The 22,943-nt window shown below is 72.0% G+C and carries 18 protein-coding genes and 1 pseudogene; 4 read left to right on the forward strand and 15 right to left on the reverse strand.

The features are described 5' to 3' along the window. Positions 1-8: 8 nt before the first annotated feature. The 3 genes from KBY19_RS03670 to KBY19_RS03680 form a co-directional block, all read right to left on the reverse strand. Complete coding sequence (locus KBY19_RS03670; protein ID WP_099885228.1) at positions 9-857, reverse strand: metallophosphoesterase; 849 nt, start codon at positions 855-857, stop codon at positions 9-11. A 151-nt stretch (positions 858-1,008) separates the two neighbouring features. Continuing rightward, positions 1,009-2,304 carry a PP2C family protein-serine/threonine phosphatase gene (locus tag KBY19_RS03675; RefSeq protein ID WP_210965137.1) on the reverse strand — a complete coding sequence of 432 codons (1,296 nt, stop codon included), beginning with the start codon at positions 2,302-2,304 and terminating at the stop codon, positions 1,009-1,011. A 114-nt stretch (positions 2,305-2,418) separates the two neighbouring features. Further along, positions 2,419-2,919 carry an STAS domain-containing protein gene (locus KBY19_RS03680; protein ID WP_099885230.1) on the reverse strand — a complete coding sequence of 167 codons (501 nt, stop codon included), beginning with the start codon at positions 2,917-2,919 and terminating at the stop codon, positions 2,419-2,421. A gap of 488 nt (positions 2,920-3,407) precedes the next feature. Here KBY19_RS03680 and KBY19_RS03685 point away from each other — a divergent pair, with 488 nt between their 5' ends. Further along, complete coding sequence (locus KBY19_RS03685) at positions 3,408-3,830, forward strand: ATP-binding protein (protein WP_099885231.1); 423 nt, start codon at positions 3,408-3,410, stop codon at positions 3,828-3,830. Between the two features lie 90 nt (positions 3,831-3,920). Then, entirely contained in the window at positions 3,921-4,445 is a 525-nt protein-coding gene (locus KBY19_RS03690) for a VOC family protein (protein ID WP_099885232.1), read from the forward strand. Here the strand turns inward: KBY19_RS03690 and KBY19_RS36170 are convergent. Next, positions 4,425-4,661 (reverse strand): annotated as a pseudogene (locus KBY19_RS36170) (hypothetical protein); the annotation flags it as partial. The gene KBY19_RS03690 and the pseudogene KBY19_RS36170 overlap by 21 nt on opposite strands. A 101-nt stretch (positions 4,662-4,762) precedes the next feature. Next, positions 4,763-5,827 (reverse strand): Ku protein, encoded by a 1,065-nt coding sequence (locus tag KBY19_RS03695; RefSeq protein ID WP_210955154.1) that lies wholly within the window; start codon positions 5,825-5,827, stop codon positions 4,763-4,765. 382 nt (positions 5,828-6,209) lie between these two features. Here KBY19_RS03695 and KBY19_RS03700 point away from each other — a divergent pair, with 382 nt between their 5' ends. Both KBY19_RS03700 and KBY19_RS03705 read left to right on the forward strand, forming a co-directional pair. Further along, entirely contained in the window at positions 6,210-7,370 is a 1,161-nt protein-coding gene (locus KBY19_RS03700) for a polyprenyl synthetase family protein (protein WP_210965138.1), read from the forward strand. Positions 7,371-7,606: 236 nt separating this feature from the next. Continuing rightward, the gene (locus tag KBY19_RS03705; RefSeq protein WP_247690560.1) at positions 7,607-8,953 is read left to right on the forward strand and encodes a CapA family protein; all 1,347 of its coding nucleotides are present in this window, start codon (positions 7,607-7,609) and stop codon (positions 8,951-8,953) included. Positions 8,954-9,005: 52 nt separating this feature from the next. On the opposite strand, the gene KBY19_RS03710 is transcribed toward KBY19_RS03705, so the two are convergent. The 10 genes from KBY19_RS03710 to KBY19_RS03755 form a co-directional block, all read right to left on the reverse strand. Further along, positions 9,006-10,175, reverse strand: coding sequence for a S8 family serine peptidase (locus tag KBY19_RS03710; RefSeq protein ID WP_210965139.1), 1,170 nt, complete (start codon positions 10,173-10,175; stop codon positions 9,006-9,008). Further along, positions 10,172-11,092, reverse strand: a complete 921-nt coding sequence (locus KBY19_RS03715) for a hypothetical protein (protein ID WP_247690561.1) — start codon at positions 11,090-11,092, stop codon at positions 10,172-10,174. The genes KBY19_RS03710 and KBY19_RS03715 overlap by 4 nt, the downstream gene beginning before the upstream one ends. A 363-nt stretch (positions 11,093-11,455) precedes the next feature. Beyond that, a complete protein-coding gene (locus KBY19_RS03720; protein WP_210965140.1) occupies positions 11,456-11,851 on the reverse strand; it encodes a hypothetical protein in 396 nt (131 codons plus the stop codon). A 135-nt stretch (positions 11,852-11,986) separates the two neighbouring features. Next, the gene (locus tag KBY19_RS03725) at positions 11,987-13,492 is read right to left on the reverse strand and encodes an APC family permease (RefSeq protein ID WP_099885238.1); all 1,506 of its coding nucleotides are present in this window, start codon (positions 13,490-13,492) and stop codon (positions 11,987-11,989) included. A 280-nt stretch (positions 13,493-13,772) separates the two neighbouring features. Beyond that, positions 13,773-15,134 (reverse strand): GntP family permease, encoded by a 1,362-nt coding sequence (locus KBY19_RS03730; RefSeq protein ID WP_099885239.1) that lies wholly within the window; start codon positions 15,132-15,134, stop codon positions 13,773-13,775. A 271-nt stretch (positions 15,135-15,405) separates the two neighbouring features. Beyond that, the gene (meaB, locus tag KBY19_RS03735; RefSeq protein WP_099885240.1) at positions 15,406-16,392 is read right to left on the reverse strand and encodes a methylmalonyl Co-A mutase-associated GTPase MeaB; all 987 of its coding nucleotides are present in this window, start codon (positions 16,390-16,392) and stop codon (positions 15,406-15,408) included. A gap of 4 nt (positions 16,393-16,396) precedes the next feature. Next, a complete protein-coding gene (gene scpA / locus KBY19_RS03740; protein WP_210965141.1) occupies positions 16,397-18,658 on the reverse strand; it encodes a methylmalonyl-CoA mutase in 2,262 nt (753 codons plus the stop codon). After that, positions 18,655-20,553: a methylmalonyl-CoA mutase family protein gene (locus tag KBY19_RS03745; RefSeq protein WP_210965142.1), complete on the reverse strand. Its 1,899-nt coding sequence runs from the start codon at positions 20,551-20,553 to the stop codon at positions 18,655-18,657. The genes scpA and KBY19_RS03745 overlap by 4 nt, the downstream gene beginning before the upstream one ends. 227 nt (positions 20,554-20,780) lie before the next feature. Next, the gene (locus KBY19_RS03750) at positions 20,781-21,449 is read right to left on the reverse strand and encodes a response regulator transcription factor (RefSeq protein ID WP_307842262.1); all 669 of its coding nucleotides are present in this window, start codon (positions 21,447-21,449) and stop codon (positions 20,781-20,783) included. Beyond that, a complete protein-coding gene (locus tag KBY19_RS03755) occupies positions 21,446-22,678 on the reverse strand; it encodes a sensor histidine kinase (protein WP_210965143.1) in 1,233 nt (410 codons plus the stop codon). Before KBY19_RS03755 ends, KBY19_RS03750 begins: the two co-directional genes overlap by 4 nt. Positions 22,679-22,943 lie beyond the last annotated feature (265 nt).

Consider the following 22,943-nt stretch of genomic DNA (forward strand, 5'->3'; position numbering starts at 1 on the left):
CGTCCCCGTCAGTACTCGTCCGGCGTGGGCAGGATCTGCCGCAGCAGCCCGCGCGGGTGGCCCCGGCGGCGCCACTCCCTGGGGTAGCCGATGGATACCTCCTCGAAGCGGACCCCGTCGTGCTCGGTGGTGCGGGGGATGTGCAGATGGCCGTAGACGGAGACGGCCACGTTGTACCTCTTGTGCCAGTCGGCGGTCAGCTGGGTGCCGCACCACTGCGCGAACTCCGGGTACCACATCACCTCGGTCGGCTCCCGCAGCAGCGGCCAGTGGCTGACGAGCACCAGCGGGGTGCCGGGGTCCAGGGCGTCCAGCCGCTTCTCGGTGGCGGCCACCCGCTCCCGGCACCAGTCGTCGACGGCGGGGTAGGGGTCGGGGTGCAGCAGATACTCGTCCGTACAGACGACCCCCGAGGCATGGGCGCGGGCCAGCGACTCCTCCTTGGTGTGGGCGCCGGGCGGCCGGAAGGAGTAGTCGTACAGCTGGAAGACCGGCGCGATCACCACCTCGCCCTCGGGACCCACCCAGCGCGGGTAGGGGTCCTCGGGTGTCAGCACGCCCAAGGACCGGCACAGCTCGACCAGTCGCGCGTACCGCTCGGCGCCCCGCAGCTGCACCGGGTCGCCGCGCGGTGTCCACAGCTCGTGGTTGCCCGGCGTCCACACCACGCGGGCGAACCGCCCGGCGAGCAGCCGCAGCGCCCAGGCCACCTCCTCGAAGTGCTCCGCCACGTCACCCGCGACGATCAGCCAGTCGTCGTCGGTCTGCGGGCGGAGGGCTTCGGTGACGGGTTTGTTGGCCGCCATCCCCACGTGCAGGTCGCTGACGGCGAGCAGCCGACCCCGGCCGGACGTCATGCGGTTCCCCCTCCGTATCCCCCTCGGCGCAGCGCCCCGGCGCTGCGCCGTCCCCGTCCGCACCGACGATAACGGCCGTCGCCGCTGTCCGCAGGGGGGCACCGCCACCCCCGAGGGCGCACGGGCCCGAGGGCGGCTCCTGGCGTCGCCCTCAGGGCTCCTGGCGGCGGGGCGGTGTCGAGCCGGCCGTGTCGGCCGTGTAGGCCGATCCGGCGGCGCGGCCGGTCGCGGGGAGCCGCCGCAGAGTGAGGATCGCGAGATCGTCCTGCTGATAGGGGTGGGTGAAGGCGCGTACGTCGTCGCGCAGCGCATGGGCCAGCTCGGTGGGCGCCTCGTCGCTCCCGGAGCCGGGAGCGGGCCGGGCAGCCGGTCCGGCAGCGGGCCGGGAGGCCGGGTCGGCGCCCTTCACCAGCGCGGTGAGCCGCTCGGCGAGCGGATAGAAGGTGCCCGCACCGTCCCGGGCCTCGGAGAGGCCGTCGGTGTACAGCAGCAGAACGGAGTCCGGCGGAAAGCTGAAACCGGCTGCCGAGCGCTCCTCGCCCACCAGCGAGGCCAGCCCGAGGGGCACCCCCGTCTCCCCGAGCCGCACCTGGCACGGCTGCCGGGAGGAGTCCCGCACCAGGAACGGTGGCAGATGACCGCAGTTGACGACCTGTGCGGTGCCCTGGTCGAGCGGGTCGACCGACAGCACCAGGGCCGTGATGAACCGCTCGGGCTCACCGGAGCGGCGGGCGTAGGCGTTGTGGCGGACGACGGACGTCTCCAGCGCGTCCACCAGGCCCGACAGCGTGGGCTCCCGGTGGGCCGCTTCGCGGAACCCGCCGAGTACGGCGAAGGCCGCACCGACCGCGGACAGTCCCTTGCCCTGCACATCGCCGATCAGCACCCGGGTGCCGAAGGGGGTGGCGGCCACGTCGTAGATGTCGCCGCCGAACAGCTTGTCCTCCTGCAGCGGCTCGAACACCCCGTCGACCCGCACCTGGGGCGTCACCTCGGGCAGCGGGTGGAGGATGTGCTGCTGGATGACGGCGGCGGTCGATCGCAGCCGCAGCAGCTCGGTGTCCCGAGCGATGCGCCAGCGCGCCCCGAACAGGGCGAGCCCCGCGAACAGCAGCGTGAGCACCAAAGTGATGGCGTCGTCCAGGTGGTAGCCGGGTGCGCGTGCGATGGACACGACGGCTCCGGCCGTCGCCCAGGCGGAGGCGGCCTGCGTCTGCCGTACGGTGCCCACGCTCGCCGCGATGGCCGGCAGGAAGATCAGCAGGCCCACCAACCGCACCTCGGACCCCGCCACCAGGCTGAGACCGACCACCAGCAGGGTGAGGCCGAGCCCCCACAGCAGGAACGCCCGGGTGGACAGCGATTTCGGCTGCGGGTGCTCCAGGGCCCGCTGCGCCTGGTCGAAGGACTGCTGCGGCTGCTTCACGGCCGGTTGCTGCTGCTCCATGGCCTGTTCCTAGGGTGCGGTGCGGCGACACTGCGCTGCTGGAGGGTGTGCGGTCGGACCCTCCATCCTCACTCGCCCTCGGCCCACCGCCCTCCGCGACACCGCGGGCCGCGGCTAGGAGTCCATGCCCTCGGGGTCCCGGGGGAAGTGCGGGTTGGCGTCCTTCTGCCAGGAGGTCTCCAGCGGCTCCGGGCTGTGCAGCGGAATGTCCGGGCCCGCGCTCTCGGTGGGAGGCCAGTCGGGACGCTGGTCGGCGGGCAGCGAGCGCAGCGCCTCGCTGACGCTGGAGAAGACGGGCAGCATGTCGGTGCTTCCGGTGAGGGAGAGCACCGCGGCGAGCCGCCGTCCGACGCAGGCGAGCAGCAGACTGCCTTCCCGGCGCTGCAGCAGCCATCGCAGGGCCAGCAGGCAGTTCAGCCCCCGTGAGTCGCAGAAGACCAGGGCTGTCACATCCAGCACCAGGTGGCGGTACCCGGTGGCGACCACGGCGCCGATGCGGTCCAGGTAGAACTCCTCGGACCCCTGATCCAGTTCCCCGCTGAAGCGGATGACCGCGCACTCGTCCTTGACGGCGAGCGGCGTGATGGCCAGACGGTCGTTCTCCCGCGACCTCACTCCGCCTCCGTCCCCCGGCACGGGGCCGGTCTTGTACGCGTCCCGCCCTGATGCGGACCTGCGGTCCTTCGAGTATCCCAAATCCGGCGGTGGCAGGACCGGGCCTCTCGCCCGCCGTCGCCTCCCCCGCAGCAGTGATCGTACGTCCTGCCGCCGGACGGGGTGACACCTTCCAGCAGCCGCAGCTCTCGCACCTGCCCCTGGCTTCCCTTCGGTCCGCGCCGACGAACATCCGAAGAGATGATCGTCAACAGTCACCGGAATGGTCTGACCTTTCCTTGTCCGTACCGTCCGTGCCGAACCATGCATGAAGACGAAAGCCCCGGGTAACTGACCCTGCAGCCGTTCGAGCGTTCACACGGGGCACCGTTCAGCGGGCGGCGAGGTATTCGCGCAGGTGCGAGACCGCGCCGGGAGAGGAAAGACCCCCACATTCGCGGGTCAGGTCGCTTTCAGTGGCAACAGCCCTGCGGAGACGGGAGACAGGCATGGAACAGGTAGCGGACCTTCGCGACGGGGAGAGTGTTGCAACCGGAACAGTGCGGACGCGCTATTTGCGCAGCAGTTTTCAAGCGCGTCGGCTCACCCGAAATTTTCTGGCCACGCTCTCACCGCCACCCTCGGGCGAAGCCGCCGAGACCGTGCTGCTGGTCGTGTCCGAGCTGGTGACCAACGCGCTCCGGCACGGTGACGGGGTACGGGACTTCCGGTTGAGCATCGGGCACGAGACCGTCACAGTCGAAGTAGCCGATTCCAGTTCGGTGCTGCCCCGTGACCGCAGTCCGCAGGATTTTTCCGAGGGAGAAGACGGCGGGTTCGGCTGGCCCATCGTCTGCCATCTGGCCCGGGACGTCACCATTCGGGCACACCCGGAGACCGGAAAGACCGTCTGCGCCGATATTCCGCTGTAGCGGTGCCGTGAACGCTGCCGCGCCGGACTGAACTCCCTTATGCGGTCCGGGTGTTCTCGCGTCGTCCTCGAGAACGAAAGGAGCGCGTGTATGCGGCATACGCATGTGCCCAGGGGAATCGATCATGTCGGGGTGACCGTCCCCGATATCGAGAAGGCGACCGATTTCTTCGCCCGGACGCTCGGCGCCGAGCGGCTGTACGACACGCTGCCGCGTGCGGAAGGGCCGAAGGGCGGCCAGGAGACCACCCGGCGGCTGGGTGTGCCGCCCGGCACCGCGCAGGTCGCCATGCGCATGCTGCGCCTGCCGCACGGCCCCGGTCTGGAGCTGTTCGAGTTCCACGGCCCCCGGCAGCGCGAGGCGGCCGTCCCCAGCGATCTGGGCTGGCAGCATCTGGCCTGCTATGTGGAGGATCTGCCCGCCGCGTGCGAGGCGGTCCGCGAGGCGGGCGGGAGCCTGCTCGACGAGCCGCACGACCTGCCCGGCCCCGAGGCCGGACCGCGCAACCGGTTCGTCTACTGCCGTACGCCCTGGGGCAGCACCCTGGAGCTGCTCACCTACCCCGACCCCATGCCGTACGAGCACCACACGCCGCTACGCCGCTGGCGGCCCTGAGCCATCCCCCTGATCCACGGCGGCTGCCGCCTCCCGGCGGGCGCGCAGGCGCTCACGCTGGGGCACCACCGTGTACTTCGGGTCGGCCATGGCGGCCTTCCCCGCGTGGAAGACTCCCAGCCGGGTGCACGCCGACCCGGCGACCAGTGCGGCGCCGCTCAGTGCCGCCAGGGGCCGGCCCCGGCCGCCGAGGAGCGCCCCGCCCAGCGCCCCGGCCCGTCGGATCGTCCCCGGTCAGCTGCCGGTACACGGGCCATTCGCTCAGCCAGGTACGTACGCCCATCCCACGTCCTCCTGCACGTACTCGGTGATCCGGCTCAGGCGGCCTCGCGGGCGCCGTCGAGTGCTTCGAGCAGCTGTTCCCGGCTCATCCTCGAACGGCCCTTGACGCCCTGCTCGGTGGCGCGGCGGTACAGCTCGTCCTTGCTGAGTTCGGCGAGCGCCGGGCCCTTGCGCGGGGCGCCCCTGCCCTTGCCCGCGCCCCGGCCCTCGGGTCCGGCCCCGGACCCGGCCTTCGATCCGGACCTGCGCCTGGGCTCGGGGCCGCCTTTGGACCGGGACCCGGCCTTCGACCCGGACCTGCGCCTGGGCTCCGGCCTGCCCGAGCGGGCACGTTCGATGCTGCGGTTGAGGGCTTCGCTGAGGTCGACGACGTTGGTGGCCTCGGGCGGCCCCTCCGCCGGGGTGACCTCCTCGCCGTTGGCCTTGGCCTCGATGAGCGCGCGCACCCGGTCCTCGTAGGTGTCGGTGTACTCCTCGGGCCGGAAGGGGATGCTCATGCTCTCGACCAGCTGCTGCGCCGTCTTCAGCTCCTTGCTGCCGGACCGCTCCCGGCTCGGCAGCTCGGGCAGCTCCTCGCGCGGGTCGCGCACCTCGTCGGCCCAGTGCAGGGTGTGCAGCGTCAGCGCCTCCTCGCCGGCCCGCAGCGCCACCAGGTATTCCTTGCTGTGCATCACGAACGTGGCGATGCCGGTCTTCTCCGACTCGGCGAGCGCCGCCCGCAGCAACTCGTACGGCTTGCCGTACTGGTCGCCACTGGGGGAGAGGTAGTAGGCGCGCACATAGTGGACCGGGTCGATCTCCGCGGCCTCCACGAATCCGCTGACGTCGATCACCTGGGACTTGCCGGGGGCGATCTCGGCCAGCTCCTCCGGCTCGACGGTGACGTACTCGCCCTCGGCGATCTCGTACCCCTTGACGATGTCGTCGTACTCGACCCGCTTGCCGGTGCGCTCGTTGATCCGCTTGTTGCGCACCCGGTCGTTGGTGCCGCGCTGCAGCTGGTGGAAGTGGGTGGTGTGGTCCTCGGTCGCGGCGTACATCCGCACCGGAACCGTGACCAGCCCGAAGGTGATCACTCCGCTCCAGACCGGACGTGCCATCGCTCCTCCTGCCCTACCTGCCCCGTCGCGCGTACGAGACGTCACGCGTCCCGCCGACCGCTGCGACCGCGCGCGCACGCGCTCTCACTCTCGCCTCTGGCGCACACGCCCGCATCCGGGAGCCGTGCGAATGTGTCCCGAGTTGCACTCCATGCGCGCCTCACACCTGGGAATCTCGCGGGCCCCGCCGCACCCGGCCGCACCCGGCCGCCCCTTGCCGCGCCCTGCCGCCCCCTGCGCCCCCACGTGCTTCGTACTGGCCCCGCCGAGTGGGAGTCACCGGGCCGGAGGGAGGGAAAGCCGATTACTGAGAGCGCACCATTCCCACACGCTTCGCGCTGCTTGGCGCGCCTGGGCCGGAGAAAGGAGAAGCCGCTCCGGTATGACGACTTACGACCTCTCCGACGTCACCGCCGCACCCTCCCTGCTGGCGTACGCGCACGAGCGGACCGAACCCGCACTGAGGGAGGCCGTCGGGGCGCTCCAGCCCGAACTGCGGCGCGTCTGCGGCTATCACTTCGGCTGGACCCGCCCGGACGGCAGTCCCACCTACGGCGTCACCCCGGGTCCGTATCCGCACGCGGCGCTCACCCTGCACGCGGCGGGCGCGGGCGAGGCGGAGCGGGACGGCGGGCTGCCCGAAGCCTCCACGGCCGCGGCACTGCTGGGAGCCGCGGCCGTGGAACTGGTCCACAACTGGGCGGCGCTGCACGACGACGTGATGGACGGCGAGGCGCTGCGCCGGGGCCGCTCTGCCGTATGGGCCGTCTACGGCACCGGCTGGGCGGTGCTGGCCGGGGACGCGCTGCTCGGTGCGGCCACCCGCTGTCTGCTGACGTCCGCGGAGCCGGAGGCGGCGGACGGACCCGGGGGCGGGACGCTGGAGGCGGAGCCGTCCGGCGCCCGGAGTGCGGCGCCTGCCGGAGCCGAGGCGGCGGGGCAGGCGCGCGCCGCCGTACTGCAGATGCTGACCCGCACCACCTCCCGGCTGATCGGCGGCCGTTCGGCCGAGCTGGCTCTGCGGCGCCGGGCCCCGGAGGGGATCAGTGTGGAGGAGTACGCGGCGGTCGCTGCCGCGCGCACCAGTTCACTGCTGGAGTGTGCGCTGGCGGGCGGGGCGCTGCTGGGCGGTGCCGAGGAGCGGGTCGTCGAGGCGCTGACCCGCGCCGGTCACCATCTGGGTATAGCCGTGCAGGCGGCCCGCGACATCGAGGATCTGTGGTCGGGAACAGGGCTGAGCGGACGGCCCGTCATGAGCGGTTTACGGGAGGGCGGCCCGAGCCTGCCGCTGATCGCGGCCCTGCGTGCGGGCAATCCGGCCGCCCGTACGCTCGCCGAGTCGCTGGGCGGCGGCCCGGCCTGCCCACCGCCGCCGGACGAGTTGGCCGACCTCATCGAGAACGCGGGCGGGCGCGCCGCAGCGCACGAGATATCCGCCTGGCAGCTGTCGGAGGCCTACACGCAGTTGGACAAGGCAGCCCTTCCGCCCGCCTCGCACGCCGCACTCCGGGTGCTCTTCCGGCACACCGTCACCCGCGCCTGACCCGGCACGCCGGGGTTCCTGTCGGCCGGGTCCCGCTGCTGACCTGGCCGTTCCCGGCTGCGCTCGGGGCGCCGGGGCCCGGTGGCAGTGCGCTTCAACACCGCGTCGAACGATCGACCGGGTGCACCTTGTAGGCCGTTCGGCCCCAGGTGCGGTGTGGCCGCGGGACAACGGGGACGAGTCATTACCAGTCCGTTTATCGGCTTGTATGACTTTCGCGTCCCGGAGGAGCTCCCATGCGCATCAGCCACCCTCCCGCCCCCGGCCACGCCGGCCACCGCGCCCGATCCGGGTACCGAGCCGGGGGCCGCAGCCGGAACCGGACCCCCGCCCGGGTGCGGCACGCCACCGCGGTGCTGGCCCTCGCCGCGCTGTTCGGCGGCGTCGCGGGATGCGGGGAGGCCGGCAGCGGCTCGGGCTCCGGCCGGGATGGCGGGCAGGGCGACGGGCAGCAGGCCGCGCAGGCGCGCGGAGAGCGTGCGGAGCAGGCCCGGGGCGGGTTCTCGCTGTTCGCCACCGGCGACCTGCTCGTCCACGACTCGATCATCCGTCAGGCCCGTGCCGACGCGGGCGGCTCGGGCTACGACTTCGGCCGTATGATCGCCGCCGCCGAGCCACTGGCCAAGAAGGCGGATGTGGCCATCTGCCACATGGAGACCATCTACGGTCCCGACGGCGGCCCGTTCACCGGCTATCCGCTCTTCCAGACGCCGCCGCAGCTCGCCCGCTCCGTCAAGGACGCGGGCTACGACTCGTGTTCGACCGGCTCCAACCACACCCTGGACGACAGCGCCGACGGCGTCGGCCGCACCCTGAAGGCGATGGACACCGCCGGCCTCGAACATGTGGGGTCCGCCCGGTCGGCCCGGGAGCGCAGCCGGCCCGCGATGCTGCGGGCGGGCGACGCAAAGGTCGCACAGCTCTCCTACACCTACGGAACCAACGGCATCTCCCTCCCGGAGAACAAGCCCTGGCTCGTCAACCTGATCGAGCCCGAACGCATCATCCGGGACGCCCGTGCCGCGCGCCGCGCGGGCGCCGACGTGGTGGTGGCCAGTCTGCACTGGGGCACCGAGTGGCAGGAGGACCCCGACGAACTGCAGCGCTCGGTCGCCAAGAAGCTGACCGCCTCCCGCTCCCACGGGCGGCGGGACATCGATCTGATCCTGGGCACCCACGCCCATGTGCCCCAGGCCTACGAGAAGATCAACGGGACCTGGGTCGTCTACGGGATGGGTGACCAGATCGCCGGCAAGATGAACGACCCGCGCGGCAGCATGGGTACGGCGGCCCGCTTCCACTTCGTCCCCCCGAAGGGGGACGGGAACGAGAGGGACAGCAAGAACAGCAGGAACGACAAGGCCGGTGCGGACAGCGGGCGGGGCGCCGGTGCCTGGACGGTGGACAGAGCCCGGTTCACCCCCTTCATGATGAAGACCTCGCCCCGGCACACCCTGATCAACCTCGCCTCGAAGGCGAGCAGAAGCGCGGGCGACCCGGCGCAGGACGAGGCCTACGAGTCCATCCGCAAGGTGGTCTTCAGCCGGGGCGCCAAGGAGGACGGGCTGCGCATGGCCCCCTGACGCGGCGCGGTGGCGCCGGGCCGGAAGAGGCCCGGCGCCGCCGTCGGACCTCCTACTGCGGTCCGGGGAACCGGGGGCCGACAGCCGAGGTGGCGGCGCGGCGCCGGCCCGCCCGGCTGACGAGGACGGCACCGGCCACCATCAGCAGCCCGACACCCGCCGCGGCGAGGCCGATGGCCAGCGGTGCCGTTTCCATCGGCGGATGCACGGTGGGCTCGACATCGGTGGGGGAGGCCAGCTGCGACCTGCCCTTGTGCTCGGCGGGCGCCGCGCCGTCGGCCGGTGGGTCGGAGACGGCGCGGACGGCCGCCGCCGCGTTCACCACCCCGTGGCCGACGCGGGGGTCGTAGCCGCCCGGCGGGTGCTCGGCGGTCTTGGTGAGGATGGCGCGGACCTGCGAGGGCTTGAGCTCGGGATCCTTGCCGAGCATCAGCGCGACCACACCGGAGGTGAGGGCCGCCGCGGGCGAGGTGCCGTTGACGGGTGCGTAGCCGCCGGTGTTCTTCGCGCTGACGATGCCGACGCCGGGCGCCGCCACGGTGTTGTACGTCCGCACGGTGGAGAACTCGGCGCGGCTGCCGCCCTGTTGCACGGCGGCGACGGCGATGACACCCGGGTAGCCGGCCGGGTAGGACGAGTCGTTGAGGACGTCGCCGTCGTTGCCCGCCGAGGCCACCACGGTCACGCCCTTGTAGGCGGCGTGGGCCAGGGCCTTGGTCTCCTCCTCGTTGAAGCTGGAGCCGAAGGAGTCGCCGCCCAGCGACATGGAGATGACGTCGGCACCGTGGTCGACCGCGTACTCGATGCCCTGGGCCACCGGGCTGGGGCCGGTCTTCCAGTCGTCGGGGTCGTGCTCCTTCTTGTCGTCGATCACCCGCACCGAGAGGATGTCGGCCTTCGGGGCGACCTTGAGCACGTCCGACGCCATGGCGGTGCCGTGGCCTCCCCAGCGCGGGTCGCCGGGCCGGAGGCCGTCCTTGAGGAAGTCGGGGCCGGTGGTCACCTTGCCCGCGAGAGACGGATGGTCCTTCTCGACACCGCTGTCCAGGACGGCGACCTTGACGCCGTCCCCCTTGGTGGTCCGCTGTGCGGAGGACAGGCCGAGGGCGCGCGCTTCCCAACTGGTGGGCGTGTCGGCCTGGGCGGGCGTCGCGGTGGCCGTGCACAGCAGCGGACCCAGCCAGGCGGCGACAACCAGCGTGCCGAGGCGCCGTCGGTTCATGAGGTCTCCTCGAGCAGCAGATCGCCGAGATGTACGTTCAGGTCGTCGGCCAGGGTGGCGGCGGCCTCCCGCCAGGGCATCCGGTCCGACTTGGCGTCCAGTTGCGTCCTGCCCCACTCGCCGGGCAGCCGGCCCGCCTTGCGGCCGTCCACGGAACCGGCACTGACCGCGATGGCGTAGGGCAGCGACGGGCCGCTGGCCTGCACGCCGTCCGAGCCGTTGCGGTTGGCGTCCTTCCAGCCGGCGGCGAGGGAGTCCGGCACCGGGAACGTCTTGACGCCGTGGCCGGCGGTGCGCTTGTCCTGCTGCGCGTCGAAGAAGGCGCTCATGCCGTCCTCGGGGTCGTCGACCTTCGGCAGGACGATGAGCGCCACGGTGGCGACGAGGTTGCCCGTCGGGTCGGTGTAGGTGGCGCGCAGCACCGCTTTGCAGCCCCGCTTCTTCGCCTCGGCCGCCAGCGCTCCGGTCAGCCCCTCGGCGCAGTCGGTCTGCGGGGATATCCCGAGGCGGTGCCATTCGGCGTTCTTCGGATCGTCGGCACCCGACTGCGAGTCGGTCTTCGGGCCGAGGGTCTTGGGGAAGAGCTTGTCCACCGGCTCGTTGCGCCACATGACCGGGCCGTAACCGGAGCGGTTGGGAATGTCCTGGTTGGCGTTGGAGACGGTGTGCGCGGTCAGTGCGCCGCCCGCGAGGAGAGCCAGACCGCCGACGATGCCGAGGAAGGCCGTGAGGCAGTTGCGGCCGGTGTTCTTCCTCGGCTGCGGCGGCAGCGGCGTTGCGCCCCCGGGCATTCCGCCGCCCGGTGTCGTCGCCGGGTGCACCTGACGGCCGTATGCAGGGGGAGGGGGAGGTGGGCTCGGCTGCTGCCCGGAGCCCCCGGCGCTGCCGGGGGCTCCGGGCGGGCTCGGGTAGGACATGGCTCCGGCTCCCTCCTCGGTGTTCGGCACCCGGTGTGCGGGTGCTGAGCAGCGGGGGGAGACGTCTGCGCGAACTCGCTCAACGCGCGGGCCCCCGCCTTTGCGTAGCAGACACTATCGGCCACGTCCGGTGACAAGACGATCGATCCCCAGTCTCGTCTGTGTCACAGAACTGCAGGTCAGAACAGTTCCGGACATACAAGGTCGTTGTACGCACACGCTCTTTCCGGGTGGCGGGAATGCGCCGTGCGGGCCCTCTCGGACGCGCGGGGCCGCTCAGCCCCGCGGGGCCTTCAGCCGCGCGGCGGGGCGGACCCGCGCTCGGTCCCGCCGCCGGGCACGCGGCGCACGCCCCGTTCCGGCTCACGAGGCGCGGGCCGGTGACCGCTTCTTCCTGCGGTGGGCCACCCGGATCACCACCGCGATCAGGACTCCCGCACCGACTGCGCCGATGGGGATGAACACCAACCGGTACAAGGGAGCAGACGACCAGTACGCCCAGGTGTCCCCCGCGAAGACCGTGTCGCCCACGGACACCCCGTTCCTGCCCGTGGTGACGTCACCGACCCCGGTGCGGCCGTCCGGGAACACCCATGAACCGCTGCAAGCGGAAGGCGGCAGCGCCTGCCCACCGCCTTCCACGCACCGCGTCACACTGCGCATCGTGGCGGGCTCACCCGCCGTCAGCTTCTGTGCGTTACCGACGATCCACACCACGAGCCAGGTGACCATCGCAGCGGGCAGGAGCAGTGCCGCCACGAGGATTCCCAGCGGTCTCGACCTGGTCGACGCCTCATCGCGAGGCTGCGCGATGTCCTCGGACACGATTCCCCCCGTCGTCGCCGGCGCGTCGGCATGCGCCTACCCCGGTCGGCGACCGCCGCAACACACCGCTCAGGACCGGGAGGCCGGCTGGAGGGCGTCCGAGCGCTCGCCCCGGTCGTCCCCGTCCCCGCCCTCGTCCGCGTCTCCGTTCCCGTTCCCGTCCCCGTCCCCGTCTCCGTTGTCGTCGTCGTGGAAGGGGGCCGGGGCCTGCTCGTCCTCGGGCACGGAGATCACCCAGTGGGTGTCCTGCCGCGGCCGCAGATAGAACGCCCAATAGGCGACCGCGACGAGGATGATGCCGCCGGTGATGGCGAGGCTCTCGGTGCTCTGCTGCCACAGCACCCACAGCAGTACCGCCATCAGCAGCGCGGGGAGCACCGGCCACAGCGGCATCCGCCAGGCGGCCCGGTGCTTGAAGGCGGTACGGCGCGCGGCGAGGGCGCCGAGCGCGACGAAGACGTACATCCCCGCCACGGCCACTCCGGTGACCTCGCTCAGCACGCCGAGGTCGACGAAGCACAGCAGCGCGCCCGGCACGCCGACCACCAGTGTGGCCACCCACGGGGAGCCGAAGCGCTTGCCGAGCCGGGAGAGGGCGCGGTTGACCGGGGTGGGCCAGGCCGAGTCACGGGCGGAGGCGAAGACGACCCGGGAGTTCTGGATGACCATGACGATCGCCGCGTTGACGATCGCCAGCGCGATGCACAGGCTGATGAACGTACCGACGGCCGAGTTGCTCCACTGCTGCACCATGCCCGCGATGTCGCCACCCGCCAGTGCGTGCAGATCGGGTGCGCCCAGGGTGATGGCGACGACGGGGACGATGACGACCGCGAACCCGATGGCGAGCGTCCACAGCACGGTGCGGGCGACGGTGCGCCGTGGGTTCTCCATCTCCTCCGCGAGGTACACGGCGGTCGAGAAGCCCTGCAGGATGAACAGTGCGGTGGCCAGCCCGGCGACGATCAGACCGGCCGTGACCGGCGAGGTGTGGCCCTGACCGCCGTCCATGACCGGGTGCACCAGCACCGAGGCGGAGCGCTGGGTGTGGGTGAAGCCCAGGAAGGCGACGATGGCGGCTCCCACGACCTCCAGGGCGAGGAAGACGCCGGTGATCCAGGCGTTGGCCCGCAGGTCCAGCAGGCCCATGGCGGTGGAGAGCAGCATGACGGCGGCGGCTGCGAACTCCGGGTCGAGGCGTACGACCGGTGCGAGGTAGTCCGCGGTGCCCAATGCGATGATCGGCGGCACGATCATGACAACGATCAGCGACAGGATGAAGACCAGCCAGCCCGCCAGCCGCCCCATCAGGGTGCCGACCATGGCGTACTCACCGCCCGAGCTCGGGATGAGCGTGCCCAGTTCGGAGTAGGCGAACGCGACGCCGATACACAACAGCGCGGCGACGGTGATGGTGAGCGCCGTGCCGGTGCCCAGTGTGCTGAAGGAGTCCGGCACGATCACGAACAGTGATGACGCCGGGGTCAGACAGGACAGGGTGAGCAGCGTGCCGCCCACGACACCGATGGAGCGGGTGAGCTTGGGCTTGCTGTTGTCTTCGAGCGTGTCGGTCATGCTGGTCCGTTCGTACTCTGCGTACTGGGCGGGGAGCGGTATCGCCTCCGGTGGCGCACCGAGCCGTGGTGCGGGGGGTGGTGGTGCCGGAAGACGCGTTCCGGTCCGCGCATACAAGCTGTTGAAGTGAAGCGGAGTCAAGACCTCCATTCAACGGAATCCGTTGCAGAAAAGCCTGTCTGCAGAGGTCTTCGCGGCAGACAAGGGCTTCCGGGTAAGGATTTCGCCGGATGAGGAAACCGCAGCCACGTTTTCGAGGTTTTGGCCCCTCGCCCGCCGCTCACGCCATCAGACTCACTGCCTGGATCAGCCCCAGGGCGATCACGGAGGCGGCCGAGACGCTCATCGTGACCGTCTTGAGCGCCCCTCGCGTCGTCTGGCCCAGCAGCGCCTGCAGCATCCAGAAGGTGTTGCTGGTGGCGTGGATGGCGAACAGGGAACCCGCACCCGCGGCGAGCGCCACCAGGACCGGCTGGACATCGAGGCTCGGCGCCACCGGGGCGAGGATGCCCGCCGCGGTGATGGCGGAGGTGATGACCGAACCGATGGCCAGATGCAGGGCTGCGGCGATCAGCCAGACGAGCAGGAGCGGCGCCCAGGTGCTGGAGGCGACGGTCCCCTCCACGATGCCCCCCAGGCCCACCGCCCCCATCACCGCCGCGAGCGACCCGCCCACGCCCCGCAGCACCAGGAACTGGCCGCTCAGCCGGTACCCCTGGCCGAAGGCATCACCGACCGTGCCCTTGGGCAGATGGCGGCGCGCGATCAGACAGGCGAGGATCACCCCCGCGAGCAGCCCGGCGACCGGGTCGCTGAGGAAGCCGACGAGCGGGGAGCGCCACTCGGCGACCGCGCTGAAGGCGCCGGTGGCGATCATCGCCATGGCGAGCAGCAGCGGAGACAGGGAGAGCGCCAGCGGCGGCGGACACAGCGAACCGCGTGCCTGTGCCGGGTTCGTCAGTGCCTGGGCCGACGGGGCGGTCTCCTCCAGCGCCGCCGGGCTCTCGTCGTGCTCGGGCTTCCAGAAGCCGCGCTTGATCAGGGCGCTGAACAGCAGCAGGGTCAGCGTGATGGTCACGATTGCCAGCGGGAAGCCGTAGAGGAGCATCACGCCCAGCGGGACCCCCAGCAAGCCGGCCAGTGCCAGGGTGCCGACACCCGGCACGGACAGTGTCACACCGACTTCCAGGCCCACCGCCATGGCCACCGCTATCCGCGCCGCACCGCCCGGCCCGATGCGCACACCCAGTGAGCGGGCCAGCGGGGCCGTCATCACCAGCAGCACGTCGGTGAAGATGAACTGGAGCCCGGTGCCCAGCAGTACGGCGAAGGAGTAGGGCAGGAACCTGGGGCCCAGGCTGCGCAGCAGCAGCGCCATCAGCTTCTCAAGGGCGCCGAGCGCCGACAGCAGCGTACCGAGCAGCACGCCCAGGACGATGAGCAGACCCACCTTCGCCAGCAGGTCGCCGAAGCCCTGGTTGACCAGTTCCAGGGTGCGTTCGGCGCCGAGGTCGCAGACGATGCCGAGGTAGATCGCACCCAGGACGAGGGCGAGCGCGGGATTGACCTTCGCCTTGAGGATGAGGAAGACCACCGCCGCGATGGCGGTGGCCGTATGGATCAAAGGGATGACATTTCCCATCTCATCTCCCGCCGGGCTCGTGGGAACGCGTCGGACGCTCCGGCCCCGAGCGTCCACGGCGGAGCTGAAGGAACGCGGCGCCTCGGGAGCGGAGTCCGTGACTCACGCTGTGGCATGCCCACGAAGGGAGCACCCCGTGCCTCTGCGCTACGCTGCCCCTCAAAGGAGTGCTTTTTCCGGAAATGCACCCCAAGAACGGCAAACGGGATGCAGCCTCTGGAGCGGCCGCGACCGCGCCGGAGGCTGCGCTGCCGACGGGCGCGGCAGGCCGTCACCCGAGCCCGAACGCCTCCACGATGCGCTGTGCCGCCAGCGTCGCCGTCAAGGCCCCGTCACGGACCCGCTCTTCGAGCAGCGGCGCCAACCGCCGTACCTCCGGGTGTTGTTCGAGACGGCTCAGCAGGTCGTCGCGGACCATCGACCACACCCACTCGACCTGCTGATCACGGCGCTTGGCGGCCAGTTCCCCCCGCGACTCCAGCACGGCGCGATGCCGCTCCAGCCGCTCCCACACCTGATCGAGCCCGGTGCCCTCCCGGCCGCTGCAGGTGAGCACGGGTGGCGTCCAGGCGGCGTCGGCAGACCTCATCAGACGCAGCGCGCCCGCCAGTTCGCGGGCCGCCGAGCGGGCGTCGCGCTCGTGCGGGCCGTCGGCCTTGTTGACGGCCAGCACGTCGGCGATCTCCAGTACGCCCTTCTTGATGCCTTGGAGCTGGTCGCCGGTGCGGGCCAGGGTCAGCAGCAGGAAGGAGTCGACCATCTGCGCGACGGTCGCCTCGGACTGGCCGACACCGACCGTCTCCACCAGGACGACGTCGTAGCCGGCGGCCTCCATCACGATCATCGTCTCGCGGGTGGCCTTGGCGACGCCGCCGAGCGTCCCGGCGGTGGGGGAGGGGCGGACGAACGCGTCGGGGTTGACCGCCAGCCGTTCCATCCGGGTCTTGTCGCCCAGGATGGAGCCGCCCGTACGGCTGGAGGACGGGTCCACCGCCAGTACGGCCACCCGGTGCCCGCGCTCGGTCAGCAAGGTGCCCAGCGCGTCGATGAACGTCGACTTGCCGACCCCCGGCACCCCGCTGATCCCCACCCGCCGGGCACCGCCCGCGTGCGGCAGCAGCGTCGTCAGCAACTGCTGGGCCAGTTCCCGGTGGTCGGCCCTGCGGGACTCGACCAGCGTGATGGCGCGGGCGATATGGGCGCGGGAGCCCTCCAGCACGCCCTTGGTGTAGCTGTCGAGGTCGATCGTCCGGGGCACTCGCTCAGCCCTCACGGCCTTCGGAATCGTCCCGGCCGGGCTCGCTGCCGCCGAGAGTGTCGTGGCCCAGTTCGGTGGCCAGCTTGCGCACCAGATCGTAGGCCGCGTCCGGGATGACCGTCCCGGGTGGGAAGACAGCGGTCGCCCCCGCCTCGTGCAGCGGCTCCACATCGGCGGGCGGGATCACTCCGCCGACGACGATCATGATGTCGTCCCGGCCCGCGGCCGCCAGCTCCTCCCGTAGCGCCGGTACGAGCGTCAGGTGCCCGGCCGCCAGCGAGGAGACGCCCACGATGTGCGCGTCCGCCTCCACGGCCTGCCGCGCCACTTCGGCCGGGGTCTGGAACAGCGGGCCGACATCGACGTCGAAACCCAGATCGGCGAAGGCGGTGGCGATCACCTTCTGCCCCCGGTCGTGCCCGTCCTGCCCCATCTTGGCCACCAGCAGCCGCGGCCTGCGGCCCTCGGCCTCCTCGAAGGCGTCCACCAGCTCCCTGGTGCGCGCCAGCGACGACGACACTCCTGCCTCCTCGCGATACACACCGGAGATCGTACGGATCTGCCCCGCGTGCCGCCCGTACACCTTCTCCAGGGCGTCCGAGATCTCCCCGACGGTGGCCATGGCACGCGCCGCGTCCACCGCCAGCGCCAGCAGATTGTTCTCCAGGCCGGGCCCGGAGCCCGCCTCGGCCGCCCGGGTGAGCGCGTCCAGCGCGGCACGGCAGGCACCCTCGTCGCGCTCGGCACGCAGCCGCCGCAGCTTCTCGATCTGCTGGGTGCGCACCGCCGAGTTGTCGACCTTGAGCACATCGATCTGCTCATCGCTGGCCGCGCGGTACTTGTTGACGCCGATCACCGGCTGCCGCCCGGAGTCGATACGGGCCTGGGTGCGGGCGGCGGCCTCCTCGACGCGCAGCTTGGGAATGCCCGCGTCGATGGCCTTGGCCATCCCGCCCGCCGCCTCGACCTCCTCGATGTGCTGCCACGCGCGGTGTGCCAGATCGTGGGTCAGCCGCTCCACATAGGCGCTGCCGCCCCACGGGTCGATCACCCGGCAGGTGCCCGACTCCTGCTGCAGCAGCAGCTGCGTGTTGCGGGCGATCCGCGCGGAGAAGTCCGTCGGCAGCGCCAGCGCCTCGTCCAGCGCGTTGGTGTGCAGCGACTGGGTGTGGCCCTGGGTGGCGGCCATCGCCTCGATACACGTACGGGTGACGTTGTTGAACACGTCCTGCGCCGTCAGCGACCAGCCGGAGGTCTGCGAGTGGGTGCGCAGCGACAGCGACTTGGGGTTGCGCGGGTCGAACTGCTTGACCAGCTTCGCCCACAGCAGCCGCGCCGCGCGCAACTTGGCGACCTCCATGAAGAAGTTCATGCCGATCGCCCAGAAGAACGACAGCCGCGGTGCGAAGGCGTCCACGTCCATCCCCGCCGCCAGCCCGGCGCGCAGATACTCCACCCCGTCCGCCAGGGTGTACGCCAGCTCCAGATCGGCCGTCGCCCCGGCCTCCTGGATGTGGTAGCCCGAGATGGAGATGGAGTTGTAGCGCGGCATCTTCTGCGAGGTGTACGCGAAGATGTCGGAGATGATCCGCATCGAGGGCTGCGGCGGGTAGATGTAGGTGTTGCGGACCATGAACTCCTTGAGGATGTCGTTCTGAATGGTCCCTGCCAGCTTCTCGGGCGGCACGCCCTGCTCCTCGGCGGCGACGATGTAGAGCGCCAGTACCGGCAGCACCGCGCCGTTCATCGTCATCGAGACGGTCATCCGGTCCAGCGGAATGCCGTCGAAGAGCTGCCGCATGTCGTAGAGCGAGTCGATCGCCACGCCCGCCATGCCGACATCGCCCGTCACCCGCGGATGGTCGCTGTCGTACCCCCGGTGGGTGGGCAGATCGAAGGCGACGGACAGGCCCTTCTGCCCGGCCGCCAGGTTGCGCCGGTAGAAGGCGTTGGACTCCTCGGCGGTGGAGAAGCCCGCGTACTGACGGACCGTCCACGGCTGGTTGACATACATCGTCGGGTACGGGCCGCGCAGATAGGGGGCGATGCCCGGGTAGGTGTCGAGGAAGTCGAGCCCACGCAGATCCTCGTCGGTGTACAGCGGCTTGACCGCGATGCCCTCGGGCGTGTGCCAGTCCAGATCCGGCACGGCGCGCCCGGTGCGCTCCTTGACCGCTTCGCTCCACCGCTGGGCCGTGCCGCCGCCGGCGTCGTCGCCGGACCGCTCGGGGTCGAAGCTGACGGCTGTGAAGTCCGGGATGCTCATGCGGCGACCCCCATGCGGTCGAGAAGGGAGGTGAGGGCAGCGACGGCATCGCCGCCCGCGTGGACGAACTCGTCGACCCCGGCGCCCAGGAACTCCGCGCGCCGCTCGGCGTCCTTCGGCTTCCCCGCCAGCAGCACCCGCGCGGCGCCCGCCGCCTTGAGCGCGGCGGCGACACCGGCCGCCTGCTCGGCGTAGAGCGCATCGCTGGAGCACAGGCAGGCGATCCGGGCGCCGCTGCCGGAGAAGGCCTCCGCGGCGCTGTCGGCGTCCACCGTCACCGGATCGTGTACCGGCTCGATACCGCCGGCGCGGGCGAGGTTGGCGACGAACGACACCCGCGCGGTGTGCGCGGCGGCCGGGCCCAGCGCGGCCAGGAACAGCTTCGGGCGGGCGCCGGTCGCCGCCAGGTGGGCGTCCGAGCGGGCCCGCAGCGCCTCGTAGGCGTCGTCCCTGCGTACTCGGGGCAGCCCACCGCCCGGCCGCTCGGGCGCGGGCTCCCGCTCGACGGGACGCTCGTCCAGCAGCGGGAACTCGCTCACCCCGGTGATCGGTTCGCTCCTGCGGGCCAGCGCCCTGCTGCGCTCCGCCCAGCCGACGCGCAGCTGTTCGGCCACCAGCCCGTCGAGCAGCGCCGCCGCCATCCCGCCCGCGCCCTCGATCTCCTGGAAGTGCGCCCAGGCCGTACGCGCCAGCTCGTCGGTGAGGGACTCCACGTACCAGGAGCCGCCCGCCGGGTCGATCACCCCGGCCAGGTGGGACTCCTCCAGCAGGATGGTGGAGGTGTTGCGGGCGATACGCCGGGCGAACGCGTCCGGCAGTCCCAGCGCGTCGTCGAACGGCAGCACCGTCACCGCGTCCGCGCCGCCGACACCGGCCGCCAGCGTGGCGACCGTCGTGCGCAGCATGTTCACCCACGGATCGCGGCGGGTCATCATCACCGGAGAGGTCACCGCGTGCTGCCGCTGCGCCCCCGCGTACGCGGGGGCACCGCACGCCTGCACCACCCGCGACCACAGCGTGCGCGCCGCGCGCAGCGCCGCGATGGTGGCGAACTGGTCGGCCGTTGCCGCGTACCGGAACTCCAACTGCCCGCAGGCCGCCTCCACCGGCAGCCCTGCCTCGGCCATGTCCCGCAGATAGGCGACCCCGGTCGCCAGCGCGTACCCCAGCTCCCGCGCGGGCGAGCCACCGGCCTCGTGGTACGGCAGGGTGTCCACCACATAGGTGCGCAGCCCCGGCTGCTCACCGTGGCACCGGGCCGCCAGCGCGGCGGCCTCGCGGCGCAGTTCGGGTGCCGCCTCGTGGGCGCCCGTACGCGCCGCGTACCCCAGGGGGTCGGCACCCAGCACACTGTCCGGGGCGGCGCCGCCGTCGGTCTGCTGTCCTCGCAGCCGCAGCAGTTCCGCCGCGGCCTGTCCGAACTCGGAGCCCGCGTCCAGCACGACGGGCGCCAGATCGAGGTACACGCCCTCCAGCGCACGCCCCAGCTCCCCGACGGGCAGCCCGCCCTCGCCCACCGTCAGCCACAGCGAGGTGACGCCGTTCTCCAGGTCGCCGAGTACGGCCTCGCGGGTCCCGGCGGCGTCGGTACGCGCATGCCGCTGCCGCACGTCCCAGCCCCGTGCGGCGTTGCCCTCGGGCCGCGCCCCGCGGACGAACGGCGCGGACCCGGGAAAACCGCGCGGGCGGCCGTTCCCGTTCGTCCTCGTGTAGAGGGGGCGTACTTCGATGCCGTCGGCAAGCGTCGTGGTGAGGGCGGACTCGGGCACGGAATCGTCCGGGACCTTCGCTCCCGTCTTGCGCAGAACCCCGGAAACGAGCTGCTGCCACTGCTCGTACGTCGCCTCCGGAAAGTCCTGTGCGAGGGAGAGCCCTTCTTCAGGCGGGACCGTCATGGCCGCAGGTTAGGCGAGGTGACCGGCGAGTAGCACCAGCTCATCTGTGTGACCTTGCACTCTTCTGGGCGGAGCGCTGCGTCCGCTTGGGAGGCTGCCCCTGCCTGTCCGCTGCGGGCTGCGGGTGCTCCCCCAGCCTCCGGCCGGGAGGTGCCCCCAGGGCGCAGGGTGGGCAAGTGCAGCCCACCATGCCGGGTACGCAGGAGTCGCGGGACACCCCGTAGGCGTCATGGCAGCAGGCGCTGTTCCTTGGCGACCGCCACCGCTCCCGCCCGGGTGTCCACCCCCAGCTTGCCGTAGATGCGCCCCAGGTGGGTCTTGACCGTGGCCTCGCTGATGAAAAGAGCGCGGGCTATCTCCCGGTTGCCCAGGCCGCGCGCCAGCTGCTGGAGGATGTCACGCTCCCGTTCGGACAGCGCGGGGCGCGGATTGCGCAGTTGGGCCAGCACCCGGTCGGCGACCGGGGCGGAGAGCGCGGTGCGGCCCGACGCGGCGTTGCGGATCGCCGCGAACAGCTCCTCGGGGCGCTCGGCCTTGAGCAGATAGCCGGCGGCTCCCGCCTCGATGGCACGGCTGATGTCGGCGTCCGTGTCGAACATGGTGAGCACCAGGACGCGCGGGCCGGACGGGCCGCAGTCCCCGTCGCGCTCCGCGCCGCCCGCCGCCAGCCGCCGGGTGGCCGTGACCCCGTCCATACCGTCGCCGAGCTGCAGATCCATCAGCACGATGTCGGGCCGGAGGCGGGCGGCCAGGGCCAGGGCCTCCTCGCCGCTGCCGGCCTCGCCCACCACCTCGAAACCGTCGGCGCTGGCCAGCAGCGCGCGCAGCCCGGCACGGACCACGGCGTGGTCGTCGCACAGCAGCAGCCGGATCGGCGACGAGGACGGCGAGGTCACGAGGTGGCCTCCAGCGGTGTCCTGAAAGCGTGCTGGGCGAGGGGGACGGACGCCGATACGACGGTGCCCTCGCCCGGCGTGGACTCCACGGTGAGCGCGCCGCCCAGCTGCGCCGCCCGCACCCGCATGGCCGGGAGCCCGTGCCCCCGCGCCCGGTCCGCACCCAGGGCGCCGGCCGAGGGGCCGGCCGGCGCGAAACCGCGGCCGTTGTCCGCGATGTCCAGCGACATCCGGTCCTCCTGGCAGGTCAGGGTCACCACGGCCCGGGTCGCCGCCGCGTGCTCGCGCACATTGGCCAGCGCGCCCTGTGCGATGCGCAGCAGCTGCGCCTCGACCCGATCCGGCAACGGGCCCGGGGTGCCGTCGAGCCGGAAGACCACTGCCAGGCCCGCACCGCTCTCCCGGTCGGCGAGGGCGCTCAACGCGTCGGCCAGACAGCTGTCGGCCAGGTCCGCCGGGGCGAGATCGTGGACGAACCGGCGGGCCTCGGCCAGGCTCCGGGAGGTGACCTCGGCCGCCTCCCGTACATAGCCGCCGGCTGCGTCCGGGTCCGTCCCCCGGACGCGTTCGGCGGCCTGAAGGAGCATCTGCTGGCTGGACAGGCTCTGTGCGAGGGTGTCGTGGATCTCGGTGGCCAGCCGTTGCCGCTCCGCCAGGGTGCCGGCCCGCCGCTCCGTGGCCGTCAGATCCCGGCGGGTGCGGATCAGGTCCTCGATCAGTACCCGCTGCCGGGCCGCCTGGCGCTGCAGATGGACCAGCACGGCGGTGGCGACGGCGGCGATGGCCGGCGGCGCGACCACCATGTTCGGATTGAGCGCGCCTTGCGAGACCCGCAGTTGGGAGGCGACCACCAGCGCGGTGAGAACGGCCACCACCGGCACCGCGATCCGGGCGGGCAGCGTGTGCAGCCCGGCGAACAGCAGCGGCATGGCGCACCATGTGGCGCTCGGCGCGAGGGCGAGCAGCACGATCCAGACCGCCGACACCGCGCCCAGCCAGACCAGGTGCCGGGCGGTGGGCCGGCTGCCGGGGCGAGGCGCGGGTGCCCGTGCCCGTCCCAGTATGTAGAGCAGACCGAAGAGGGCGAACAGCGTGATGATCCAGGGGGTGTGGCTGTCGTCCCGGTCGTAGGTGAGGAAGCGGGCGAGCGAGGAGCCCAGCAGCAGGAAGAACGCGGCGTGCATGACCGTCGTCAGCCACCGTCCGTCCGGATCCGTCCGCTCACCCATCGGTCATGCCCTTCTGCCCCGGCCCGGCGGTCGCAGGACGCCGGCTCGTTGTCGTTGCGGGGGCAGCAGCTTCCCGCGCCCCTTCGGGGCGCGTCCGCGTGCCCTGTCGCCTGCCCACCCATGCTGGGCAGGCCGGATGCCGGGTCGCATCAACCGATCGGATGACACCGGCATCCACCGGACCTTCCCCGGACGGTATCCGTTCGGCCGCGTCCCGCCGCGGCGTGTGCACCGAAGCTGGCAGCACGTGCCTGCCGGCCGCAGG

The sequence above is a fragment of the Streptomyces sp. B15 genome (genome assembly GCF_018070605.1).
GTDB lineage: Bacteria > Actinomycetota > Actinomycetes > Streptomycetales > Streptomycetaceae > Streptomyces > Streptomyces smyrnaeus.

Excerpts from the sequence above, each read along its gene's own strand:
- KBY19_RS03670 (WP_099885228.1), bottom strand. The coding sequence starts at position 857 with ATGACGTCCGGCCGGGGTCGGCTGCTCGCCGTCAGCGACCTGCACGTG.
- KBY19_RS03745 (WP_210965142.1), bottom strand. The coding sequence starts at position 20,553 with ATGACGGTCCCGCCTGAAGAAGGGCTCTCCCTCGCACAGGACTTTCCG.
- scpA (WP_210965141.1), bottom strand. The coding sequence starts at position 18,658 with ATGAGCATCCCGGACTTCACAGCCGTCAGCTTCGACCCCGAGCGGTCC.
- KBY19_RS03685 (WP_099885231.1), top strand. The coding sequence starts at position 3,408 with ATGGAACAGGTAGCGGACCTTCGCGACGGGGAGAGTGTTGCAACCGGA.
- KBY19_RS03730 (WP_099885239.1), bottom strand. The coding sequence starts at position 15,134 with ATGGGAAATGTCATCCCTTTGATCCATACGGCCACCGCCATCGCGGCG.
- KBY19_RS03695 (WP_210955154.1), bottom strand. The coding sequence starts at position 5,827 with ATGGCACGTCCGGTCTGGAGCGGAGTGATCACCTTCGGGCTGGTCACG.
- KBY19_RS03690 (WP_099885232.1), top strand. The coding sequence starts at position 3,921 with ATGCGGCATACGCATGTGCCCAGGGGAATCGATCATGTCGGGGTGACC.
- KBY19_RS03755 (WP_210965143.1), bottom strand. The coding sequence starts at position 22,678 with ATGGGTGAGCGGACGGATCCGGACGGACGGTGGCTGACGACGGTCATG.
- KBY19_RS03725 (WP_099885238.1), bottom strand. The coding sequence starts at position 13,492 with ATGACCGACACGCTCGAAGACAACAGCAAGCCCAAGCTCACCCGCTCC.
- KBY19_RS03715 (WP_247690561.1), bottom strand. The coding sequence starts at position 11,092 with ATGTCCTACCCGAGCCCGCCCGGAGCCCCCGGCAGCGCCGGGGGCTCC.
- KBY19_RS03675 (WP_210965137.1), bottom strand. The coding sequence starts at position 2,304 with ATGGAGCAGCAGCAACCGGCCGTGAAGCAGCCGCAGCAGTCCTTCGAC.
- KBY19_RS03710 (WP_210965139.1), bottom strand. The coding sequence starts at position 10,175 with ATGAACCGACGGCGCCTCGGCACGCTGGTTGTCGCCGCCTGGCTGGGT.
- KBY19_RS03705 (WP_247690560.1), top strand. The coding sequence starts at position 7,607 with ATGCGCATCAGCCACCCTCCCGCCCCCGGCCACGCCGGCCACCGCGCC.
- KBY19_RS03700 (WP_210965138.1), top strand. The coding sequence starts at position 6,210 with ATGACGACTTACGACCTCTCCGACGTCACCGCCGCACCCTCCCTGCTG.